Consider the following 8,867-nt stretch of genomic DNA (forward strand, 5'->3'; position numbering starts at 1 on the left):
TAGCTGTGTAAAAAACAGTAGTGGTGGTATGGACCCACCCTGAATCTACGGGGCCCAGGCTCCGCACATCAGATGCTCAGTAATTTAATTGCCGAGTAGTTCACTACAAATGGAAAGATGATTCCTATATATGTCCAGTTCTTTCCAGGAGAAAAGCCAATCCGGGTTTCCGCGAAATGCATTGCCAACGCAGTAACTTATGCCGAATATATTTGCGAGTATATGCTAGAAGACGATGAAAACATACATTCTGTAAATCTGATTTACCAAAAAGACAAGCAGATTTGGGGTGCAATGGCTACGCGTTGACGCCTCGCCGTATCGGCTCGGTACCAATTTGCGCAGCAAATGTCAAGCGAAGCCGTAAGGCTGAGTGCAGAGATTAAAAATGACGCCTCCCCGGCCTTGCCGGATTCGGCACCAGCGGTACCAGATTTCATTGATAAAATTCCTCAAAGCCCACAAAAAATGAGCACCCTTATTTTTCGGGTGCTCATTTTTCTAAAGCCTGAATACATTTTTCTTACTGTTTTCACCTGTCATATCCAGCGCATACGCCTTTGCAATCTGCATATCGGTATTTTCAATCATGTCGTAGTAATCCTTAATCTCATTTGCCTGAAAGATTCCATCTTTTAATGCCATAACTAGTCCGTCTTCCATATTTTCTTCAATCAGGTCCTGTATTAACCTTTTTCGGTTTCTTCTTATGTAGTTCTGGGTTTGCGTTTCATGCACATCCTGCCATTCCATGAATGCGAGTGGCAGCTTCTGGCGTGTTGTCCTGCAATACTGGAAGAAGTTTGCCGGTGCATATACTCCGTATCGATTCAACAAGTCGTTCATGATGTCAAAGTTCCTATCTGTGGCCTCAGCCGGAATGTAAATCCTTCGCCGTGGCGTTTTTATGCACAGAGCTTCACTTATTATGGCTTTTTCGTGTGCATAGTTATATTTATATTTACCATTCGCTGCAGGCGCATCGTAATCATGCATGGCTGCCAGTAAATCTTTCGGGATTTCATTTGTATGCAACACAACGGTATGCATTCCAATAAGGCTCCTTTTAGCAAACGCCTTGATGGTAGAAGGTATTTCCAGAACATCAGGACGTATGTGATTCCACGGATTTGAGAAATCCACAGATTGTACTCCTTCATTGATTTTGATATTCTCTAAATCGGTACAACCACTACATATAGGCTCAACACGTGTCACACTGCCCGGGATATCCAGTTCAGTCAGTGATTTCATATACTCAAAACATTCATGCCCTAAATATTTGATGTGCTTTCCCAGCGTCATCTTTTCCACTCCGTCGCAGAAACGGAAAGCATAACGTCCTACTTCTGCCACGGAATCAGGAATAACTATTTCTGTAATTTCACTGCAGTTCTCAAAAGCACTTTCAGCTATTATTTTGACTGTATCCGGAATCATGATTTTTCCTGCTGTTTCGCAGTTCCCGTTTGAAGTATAATCGCAATGGAGCAGTTCTGTCATATCTTTTGAATATATGATATCTCCGACTTTGACATATTCCTCATTTTGCAGGCCAAGCTCAACATGATTTCTGCGAAGACATGCAAATTCTTCTTTATCAAAGTGACCCTCTCCATTCAAAAACAGACTGAAGCTATTATATGACCTCAAGCGTTGTGACCGGAAAAACGATTCATTGCTGCATCGCACATCAATTACACTTCCCTTCGGGAACGTCACATTTGTTGCGATTAACGTTGCATCTTCAGGTATTACATAATCTTTGCTGTCGCTAATATCAACTACAATGCTTCCTGCCATTTTTACTCCGCAAGTTGCGGTCCTATCCTCAATACAGATATTGGATTCATTCAGAAAGTCTGACTTTTTGACCATTTCAATCTGTTCGCTGTTAATAACCTTCTCAGAGCAACAGCCTACCAAAGCCCCAGTGCGGATTCCCCAAATTCCTGATAAATCCAATGGCTCCTCAGGTTTTAGGCAAAAAGCGTTCAGAAGAGTTGTCTTGTTAAGGTCAATTTTTCCGATAGATATTCTTTCCGTCAGCATGCGTCCGGCAGGGAAACTTTCCCTGTCTGATGTTACCTCACGGACATTTGGAAATACAGTATTTGGCATTTCTATAGAATAGACATTCTTTCCGATATGGATTCGTTTTACATTTTCAAATCTTTTTTTGCTGTTTTTTCTCAACCATATCTTAGTGACATCCTCTCCAAACGATACCTCTTCTACCCAGTCTTCCACATCAATATCCCTGCATGCGCCGGTTTCTGACATATGATAAGTGGTTCCATTTTTGTATACTTTTTTGTATTTTTCGCTCATATTTTTTCCTTTCTTTATTGTGTTTATAAATACAAAAATAATATGCAGAGAAACAAGAAAAAGAAAAAGCAGCAGGCCTTTGGCCTGCTGCTTTACTTACAGCTTTAATTTTTCATTCTTTTCTTCTTTTTCGGATAATGCGTCTAATATGTACGCCCGAATCACCGTGCTTTTATCATTCGTTACACTTAAAAGTCGTAGTAATTCTTCATTTGAACAGTCTGAAATGCTTAATGCATTACAAAAATCTTTTGCTGCATTACTTCTTACCAGAAACCTAAGAATTCTGACATGATTTTTATGAAAAAATGTGAGCAAGTCATCCATAGATGGATTATCCGTATCTATGGTCGTATGCATCCCAGAGAAATCCTTTGGTATATATGTAGTCTTATTGCCTTGTGTTATCTTTACGACTAGACTAGAATCCGGAGTAATATATTTTGCAAGTCCGTTATATTTTGACATACTCTGTATAATCCCGTGTGGTAAATGCTCTCCGTCTTCTACATGGATTTCTGACACTTCCGATATAGCGTCGCTACCTAGTTCCACAGCTGCTGGTAGTGATATTCTCCTGATATTGCACCTGTCAAAAGCACATTCACAAATCTTTTTTATGCCTGCGGGTAGTTCGACGGTTTCAATCCCAGATTTACTAAAAGCCGCATAGCCAATTATTTCAACCTGTTCAGGAATGCTTACACTTTTTAAATTTTCACAAGCCTCAAATAAATAACCAAAACTCCTAATGTCCTTTTCGTTAGAGTCTCCGATTTGAGTAATACCATTTCCAAAATCTACGTTTTTCAGGTATAAACAATTTCGAAAAGCATAACTTCCAATTATTTTTAATGAATCTGGAAATGTAACAGATTCTACTTCAGAGCCTTCGAATGCGCATGCATGGATTTCAGTCACTCCATTTGGTATAATCACCTTGCCCGTTCTTTTTGTGGGACACTTGAGCAGACTTTTTCCATCCTTTGAATATAAAATCCCGTCAACACTCTTATATCTTTGACTATCTGTATCCACTTCAATCCTGTATGTATTTTTAAATGTGTCTTTTCGCCAGAATGGTACTTCATCACCATACAAATCTGATTGTTTTGTAAATCGCACGATTCCTGATAGCCCATATAAATCAATACCTCGCATACCATCAATGTTATTTATGATGAGTTTTGGTACTGTAGCCAGTTGGACGCGTGAATAATCCATATTATACACACAACTCGGAATTTCTATTTCCTGTGCATCATGGTCAATATCTACAAGAATATTGCCGGCAACCACAACTCCATCTTGTGGCTGTATATTATCAAAGACAGAGCCATCAAATGCATGTGGGCGAATATGTAGCGCTGAACGGCACCATATAATCTGCTTCGTCATACATCCAGAGAGTGCATAATCATTGATTTGTTCTACTCGTGAGAGGTCAAGAGTTGCATCCTCACGCAAGCAAAATGAGTTGTATAAAGCAGTGTCTCCCCAAAACTCATTTATATGTATCAATGCAGGACCTGAAAAATAGTTGTCATTATATGATATAACTTCTATCACATTTGGGAACAATTCATTTGGAATTGATATCTCGTCAACATTGGAATCAATAATCAGTGTTTTCACATTCGGGAATGATTTATTAATCCCACGGTCAATCTTAATTGTTGCCGGTGATGAAAACGCTACTTCGACAACATCCTCAGGAACGTCAATATCTGTGCATACAAATAGATGTTTCTGAAGTGAAATATAATACTTCACGCCGTTTTTTGCGAGCGTGTAGCCGTCTTTGTCTTCAACATCAAATAATTCCGCATGCTCTTTTTTTATTACTGTTTTCATACTTATATTTCCTTTCTTTATCCATTGCTTATTTTTCTTCTACACATACAATATGCGGAATTGCGAGCAGAAAAAAAGCGGGCAAACGCCCGCTAGTTCAAAACTCCATGTTGTAATCAATTCTCGTACAATACGGAATCCCCACTGTCTCTTCCAGCTCTCTTCTGGTTGTTCTTATTGTTTGATTTCTCACGTCTATCTCAGACTTTTTTGTCCAATTACCATCGAAATAACATTTTTCTGGTGCGTAGACCACTTCTTTTTCTTCTGCTAATACCATATACGCGCCTCCTTCCATTACATTCCGATAAGAAGTTTGAACAGCACCAGGTCGTTTACCACATCATCGTCCCAAAATCTGCTGCTTCCGTTCTTGTGAGAGATATCGTTAACGACATTTGACGCTGCTACTCCGCAATAAAAATAGAACTCAGAATCGTGAGGCTCCTTTTTTAGGAATTTCTCAACCTCTTCAGATGGAACACCATTATCTGCTTTTATATTTTTCTTAAGCAGATTATACGCCTCTCTGCAAAATTTTTCGTATGTTGTCATACATCATTCCTCACTTTCTTTTTCTGCATTTATTGCATTTAATTTTTCCATTTCGTATGCAATCTTTGCCAAAGACAAAGCCGAAATGCTCTGAAGATTCAGGTAGTCACTTCTTCGTAATTCGCTTGCCAGCAGTTTGTTGACCTGGTTAATATCGTCCTGCACCTGAAATTCCCTATCGTTTATTTTTCTGCACATGTCGCATCACTCCTTCTTCTGCGCAGAATCAATATGCCGGATTTCTTACGAGAAAAAATCAACCATATCTTTATCTGAAATTTCGAACCCAGGAAAATTCTTCCTGGCATTTTTAAATGGTGTCTGCTTACGAATCACATCCAGTAGAACGGTATTGTTATATCCAAGCAACAAATCTACAATGACGCCAATCAGCCATGCGTCTTCCGCATATATCTTTGCAACAGCATTTGTATATATTTTTTCTTCTTCTGCGAAATTCGCGCCTAAAAGCACTGGGATATTGGCGTTTCCATAGACGCCATATTTTGCCCAGACTTTTCTTTCCATTGGTCCCCAGTCCAAAGCAACGATATCATCCGGAAAAGCACGCTTCTTTTTGCTTACCAGAAACTGTGCCTGCACAAAATACAAAATCTTCATTAATTGCAGGACCGACATTCCGTAGTCATGCTTTCTTGCATAATACAAAACATATTTTGCAACATCCAAAACATCATACATTAAGACGCCCTCCCCGCTTCCACAACAATCGTATGTCGGCTGAAGTCTAATGTTACATACCGGATTGCCATTTTTAAAACGTCATCGGGAGGTTCAACCCATCCATTTTCGATTGTAGAAAAGATACGTTTTGCGCCATCAGTCCAGTCTGCCCCTGGTTTTGTGCAATAGTAGATGTCGAAGTTGCAATTAACATCAAATTCCCGATTGCTTACCAAATCCCCTACACACATCGTTTTTTCTTTCAGCATTTTTTTGCTCCTTTCTTTTTGATTTTATACATGTAATATGCCGGATTTAGCAGCTATACAAAAAAAAGACCGGCGACATCTGCCGGTCTTGTCTGTCTTATCCAGAATTTAATTTTCAGGTATACTGAAATACCCTGCGGTCAGCAATGGAAAAGAAAGGATGCCGTTCAATCACATCCGTCAGTTTTTTGTCTGTCTTATCTATGAAATCGGCATTAACACCAGCGGCCATCATTCTCTTCTTACCGTCATTGCTTGTAAGATTGCAATATACCAAAAACTCATCGGGTGTTGTCTTTATCCGGAGAATGATATACAGCCCGGCAAACGTCATAGCACGCATCAGCAAATGTATTACAATCGGAAGAAGTACTACGCATACTTCCATTTGTATCAGAGCAGCATGTGCTGAAGTTAGCAAAAAAGCCAGAAATGCAGCAATCGCCAGTTCTCCAAAAATAAGTGTACGGCTTTCGCATTCCCAAACCCATGGATATTTCGCTTTTGGAATATTGTTTTGTTTTTCTTTTGTCATTTTTTATTCCTTTCTTTCTTATTTTCTTATCATATTTTTTTCGTCTACAAGAAGTATGTCGAATTTCAGTCCAAAAAGAAAAGGCCAGCATTTGCCGGCCAACGTCTTACTCACATTGCAAAAAACAATGCAACTGCAAGTTCCAAAGAAATAAACAGAAGCCCAACCCCGATTTCCAGAATATAAAACATCTTATCTTTTTCTTCGGTCTCTTTACTTACACACAGCGGGAACATCAGTACCAGAACGGCATACACAAAATAGAGACATTTAATGATGCAAAACCTGAGATTCCCAAGGGTGAACCCAAAGGCCTCACAAAACGGTATATATAAGGCCAAAGCAATAAATGCCCTGTTGCACCAGGTAAATAGCATCCGATTTTTTTGCAAATCCACATCTGACGTAAACTGGCATTCGACATTATCCGGCTGACTTTCTGCTTTTGCATTTTTTTCTTTCAGTTTTTCGTCTCTTTTAGCCAGTTTTGCCTGTCGTTTTTCTATCTTGTACACCTTACGGTCCAATCTCGCGATTTTCAGAGAAAGCCTTATTTTGGTATAAATAGAGTATATTTCTACCAACATTATGCAAAAAGCACGCATCTGAACGCTCATATTTCCTTTCTGCGCCTGTTTCTCCGCCCAGCGAAATGCCCATCCGTTTAAGCATTTATTTTTGTCCATTTTTTTTGCTCCTCTCTTTTTTTATTTTCGTTTGCAATATGCAGGATTTTTGCACAGCAAAAAAAAGAAGCAGCAGGCTTTCGCCTGCTGCTATCTGTGTTACAGATAAAGATTTTCTTTTGCGATTCCTTTTGAGTTCATCTGTTCCAAGATGTATGACTGTACTGTCGTCTGCTCTTTTTCTTTTGCTATCGGAAGCAGTGTTTTTAATGTGACTTTGGAAACGAAGCCCGTTTTCAGAAAATCAACAGCTCTCTCTTCATCTCCTTCATCCAGCAGTCTTTTTATGAATCTTTTTGAGTTCTTTTTGATATAGGCCTTTGCGTATGCATCATTAAATTCTTTATATTCCCAAAAAGCCAGATTCTCTTTCCCTTTTGCAGAATAAGCGCAATCCCAGAACGTACAAGATTCCGTAGTCGGGTCCGTGAAAAATGCTTCGACCCTTGACTGCATTTCTCTATACATACCAGGTTTGATGCATTTTGGCAGATAGGCATATTTTCCGGAAATCTCTAGTTTTACATATGAGTCTGTTACTTTACTGTAATACCCTTTGACTGAGATAGAGGAAACGATGTTTCTGTGGAGTATCGGCGAACTCACAGATTCTATGGTATCATTCACAAACCATGTCTCAACATTTTTTATTGATTCAGGCAGACACAGCCTTTTAATATCAGTACCAGAAAAAGCACAAGTATTGATACCTTCCAGACCATTGTTTAATACTATTGACTCCAGACCGGAATTCATAAAGGCATTTTGCTCGATTAGTTTTATCTGCGGTGGCAGAACAACAGATTTCAGACTTTTGCATCCTCGAAATACGTCAACCCCAATGTCCGTAAGCCCTTTTCCGAAGTCAACCTTTTCTAACATCTTGCAGTCTTCAAACGCACCTCTCTGTATATCGCTTAATGAGTCCGGAATCCTCACTGACTTCAGATGCGACTTGAAAAATGCATGGCAAGCAATCTGTGTGACCCCTTCCGGAATAGTCACATCGTCTACGTCAATAGAACAGCTTATCAAGGATTGCATGTCCGACGTATAAATTACACCGTCAACTTCTTTATAATCTGGTGACTCTATTGAGAAGTGATGTACATATGATGCCCCGCTGGATTTATGTGCTAAATCCACAATATCTCCTGGAATCACATATTCATTTGTTTTAAACACTACATTCTGAGGCAGTCCGCTTTCATAGCATATACAGGATAATGTATGTTCACTATGTATCACCATCTTCTTTATTTTATGTAACGGAATACCGTAAAGAAAGATAATTCTATTGCCATTTTCATCTGGTACTACGATTTCATCTGCAGTTTCGTCTATTGCAATTACAATATTTCCAGCCATTTTCACACCATTAACGAATGGCTGTGCCATCAGACCAGAACCAGCAAAAATGTTTTTGTTGATAGACATATAAGACATACAACTTGAAAGAGCATCTGTATTTTTAATCTTCAGACTTTTGCAGCCATTAAAAGCATATGCTGAAATGGTATAGACGTTCTTCAGGTCAATTACGTCATTTTCATCGCGATAAAAAGTATTCTTTAAATCAAATTTTCGGACAAGATATGGACCAGACTGAAAACATGTGCTCATTGATTCCACAGACCTTACATTTGGAAATAGACTATTTGGGATATCAATCATCGAGACACCACTCCCTACGATAAGTTTTTTTACGTCCGGAAAACATTTTCGCGTATCCTCCATTGCAACATCCATATATAATTCTACTTCTTCAACTCCATCAAGGATACTCATATCCCGAACGACGCCATCATTATCATAAGAAAAAGTCACTCCATCCTGCAAAACAATTTTTTTATCCATTTTTTTAATTCCTTTCTTTGTTCTTTGTATTAAGTTTCAGAAGTGAACTACTCGGCAATTAAATTACCGAGCATCTGATGTGCGGAGCCTGGGCCC

At 39.1% G+C, this 8,867-nt stretch carries 10 protein-coding genes; all 10 read right to left on the reverse strand.

Features of this window, described 5'->3' with window-relative positions; genetic code table 11:
* Window positions 1–501: 501 nt before the first annotated feature.
* The 10 genes from LI091_RS17805 to LI091_RS17850 all read right to left on the reverse strand — a co-directional run bounded on the left by LI091_RS17805 (window position 502) and on the right by LI091_RS17850 (window position 8,702).
* Window positions 502–2,331: a leucine-rich repeat domain-containing protein gene (locus LI091_RS17805; protein ID WP_173734596.1), complete on the reverse strand. Its 1,830-nt coding sequence runs from the start codon at window positions 2,329–2,331 to the stop codon at window positions 502–504.
* Window positions 2,332–2,427: 96 nt separating this feature from the next.
* On the reverse strand, window positions 2,428–4,185 hold the full coding sequence (locus LI091_RS17810; protein WP_173734595.1) for a leucine-rich repeat domain-containing protein: 1,758 nt from the start codon (window positions 4,183–4,185) through the stop codon (window positions 2,428–2,430).
* 97 nt (window positions 4,186–4,282) lie between these two features.
* Complete coding sequence (locus LI091_RS17815; protein ID WP_173734594.1) at window positions 4,283–4,465, reverse strand: hypothetical protein; 183 nt, start codon at window positions 4,463–4,465, stop codon at window positions 4,283–4,285.
* A gap of 17 nt (window positions 4,466–4,482) precedes the next feature.
* A complete protein-coding gene (locus tag LI091_RS17820) occupies window positions 4,483–4,740 on the reverse strand; it encodes a hypothetical protein (RefSeq protein ID WP_173734593.1) in 258 nt (85 codons plus the stop codon).
* A gap of 3 nt (window positions 4,741–4,743) precedes the next feature.
* Window positions 4,744–4,938 (reverse strand): hypothetical protein, encoded by a 195-nt coding sequence (locus LI091_RS17825; RefSeq protein WP_173734592.1) that lies wholly within the window; start codon window positions 4,936–4,938, stop codon window positions 4,744–4,746.
* A gap of 45 nt (window positions 4,939–4,983) precedes the next feature.
* On the reverse strand, window positions 4,984–5,442 hold the full coding sequence (locus tag LI091_RS17830) for a Panacea domain-containing protein (RefSeq protein WP_173734591.1): 459 nt from the start codon (window positions 5,440–5,442) through the stop codon (window positions 4,984–4,986).
* Window positions 5,442–5,693, reverse strand: coding sequence for a hypothetical protein (locus LI091_RS17835; protein ID WP_173734590.1), 252 nt, complete (start codon window positions 5,691–5,693; stop codon window positions 5,442–5,444). The genes LI091_RS17830 and LI091_RS17835 overlap by 1 nt, the downstream gene beginning before the upstream one ends.
* A gap of 115 nt (window positions 5,694–5,808) precedes the next feature.
* A complete protein-coding gene (locus tag LI091_RS17840; RefSeq protein ID WP_173734589.1) occupies window positions 5,809–6,228 on the reverse strand; it encodes a hypothetical protein in 420 nt (139 codons plus the stop codon).
* Window positions 6,229–6,338: 110 nt separating this feature from the next.
* Window positions 6,339–6,914: a hypothetical protein gene (locus LI091_RS17845; RefSeq protein WP_173734588.1), complete on the reverse strand. Its 576-nt coding sequence runs from the start codon at window positions 6,912–6,914 to the stop codon at window positions 6,339–6,341.
* A gap of 99 nt (window positions 6,915–7,013) precedes the next feature.
* Entirely contained in the window at window positions 7,014–8,702 is a 1,689-nt protein-coding gene (locus LI091_RS17850) for a leucine-rich repeat domain-containing protein (RefSeq protein ID WP_265191421.1), read from the reverse strand.
* Between the last annotated feature and the right edge of the window lie 165 nt (window positions 8,703–8,867).

The organism is Blautia sp. MSK20_18, from assembly GCF_020553125.1.
Taxonomy (GTDB): Bacteria; Bacillota; Clostridia; order Lachnospirales; family Lachnospiraceae; genus Blautia_A; species Blautia_A fusiformis.